The organism is Fundidesulfovibrio sp., from assembly GCF_058402725.1.
Genome location: NZ_JBZVFJ010000317.1, coordinates 1 through 1,836 on the forward strand (window position 1 = coordinate 1; position 1,836 = coordinate 1,836).

At 71.9% G+C, this 1,836-nt stretch carries 2 protein-coding genes; both read left to right on the forward strand.

Annotated elements, in window-relative coordinates:
• Positions 1-696: type II secretion system F family protein (locus ACV4UX_RS19135; protein WP_491594868.1), on the forward strand; the 696-nt coding region annotated here is incomplete at its 5' end.
• A gap of 8 nt (positions 697-704) precedes the next feature.
• Complete coding sequence (locus ACV4UX_RS19140; protein ID WP_491594869.1) at positions 705-1,634, forward strand: hypothetical protein; 930 nt, start codon at positions 705-707, stop codon at positions 1,632-1,634.
• Positions 1,635-1,836 lie beyond the last annotated feature (202 nt).

Below are 1,836 nucleotides of genomic sequence, written 5' to 3' on the forward strand. Positions count from 1 at the left end.
CAGGCCGAGGAGCTGCCCATGGACCCGGAGGAGCTCTACCCGCGCTCCGAGAGCGTGGCGGGCAGCCTCGCCCTGCGCTCCTTCTGCGCCCTGGCGCTGTCCGCGGCCTTCCTCCAGATTCCCCGGGGCGTGCTGGCCCTCCTGCGGCGGCGGCGCGCCAGGCGCTTCGAGGCCCAGCTGGCCGACGGCCTGGTCATGGCGGGCAACGCCCTGCGCGCGGGCTTGAGCCTGCTCCAGGCCCTGGACATGACGGCCGCCAAGTCCCAGGCTCCGCTCTCCCAGGAGTTCGGGCTCGTGCTCAAGGAGCACCGCCTGGGCGCGGACCTGAACACGGCCCTGCGCCGCCTGGCCGAGCGCGTGCCCACGCCGGACACGCTCATCTTCGTCAACTCCGTGACCATCCTGCGCGAGACCGGGGGCAACCTCTCGGAGATCTTCGACACGCTCTCCCAGACCATCCAGGAGCGCAAGCAGATCCAGGGCAAGATCAAGTCCATGACCGCCGAGGGCGAGACCCAGGCCTGGTTCCTGGCGGCCCTGCCCGTGGTGCTTGGCTTCGTGCTCTACCAGATGAACGAGGAATCCATGTCGCTGTTCTTCACCACCTTCGGCGGCTGGCTGATGCTCCTGCTCATGGGGCTCATGGAGGTGGTGGGCATCGCCATGATGCTCAAGATCGTGCGGGTGAAGGTGTAGGGGGCCGTATGCCGAGAATCCGTCCGTTGCTTTCCGTCCTGGCGCTCCTGGCCCTTTCGGCCTGGGGCGCAGACCCGCTCCCCGCCCTGTGCGGCGACGAAGGCGTGCGCCTCGCCCCCGGCGGCAAGGCCCCGGCGCGTCCGGCGGAACTGTCGCGCGCCGTGGGGGTGCATGTGCGCGACACGCCCGAGGGCCAGGTGCTTCTGGACAAGTCGGGCAACCGCGTGGACCCGCGCTCCTCCCAGGGGGCGCGCACGCCCGAGCGCAAGGACGCCCCGGCGGGGCGCGAAGTGCAGGGGCGCGAGGCCCCCTCGGCTCGAAGTGTGGAGGCCCGGGGCGTGGAAGCCCGGCAGGCCCCCCAGGCCCGGGAGGTGCAGGCCAGGCAGGGACCGGACCAGCGCGCCGTGGAGGCCCGAAAGGCCCCGGAGGCCAAGGCCGTGGAGGCCCGCACGGCCCCCGAGGGCAAGTCCCTGGAGCGCCGCGAAGCGCCCGCAGCCCGCACCGTGGAGGCCCGCACAGCCCCCGAAGCGCGCACCCTGGAGGCCCGGGACATCGACGCCAAGGCCGCGCCGGAGGCGCGCTCCGTGGACGCCCGGAGCCTGGAAGCCAAGGCGGCCCCGGACGCCCGGGACATCGAGTCCCGCCAGTCGCCCACGAGCCGGGACGCGCCCACGGCCCGTGACATCCGGGGCAAGGACGCGCCCGGCTCCCGGTCCGTCACCGCCAAGGACGCTCCCGACGCCAAGGACATGGAAAGCAAGGACGCGCCCAAGGCCAAGGAGATGGAACGGCAGGACGCTCCCGAGGCCAAGGAGATGGAACAGAAGGATGCGCCCAAGGCCAAGGAAATGGAGCAGAAAGACGCCCCGGACGCCAAAAAGGCCCCCGAGGTGAAGACCATGGAGATGCGCAAGGCCCCGACGGCCAAGCCCTTCTAACGACAGACCGTTCAAGGAGCGATGCATGAAAGCGTACCGTCCGGCCGTGCTGCTACTGGCCCTCGCCGTCCTCGGGCTCGCCGCCTGCGCCCCGGCCAAGCGCAAGGCCCCGCCGCCACCGGACGTGGCCCAGCTCACGGCCCAGACCTTCCCCATCGAGATCGGCCCGGGCTCCGGGCTGGCCCTGGTGCTCTTCCAGAAC

Coding starts and splice junctions, on each gene's coding strand:
- ACV4UX_RS19140 (WP_491594869.1), top strand. CDS start 705: ATGCCGAGAATCCGTCCGTTGCTTTCCGTCCTGGCGCTCCTGGCCCTT.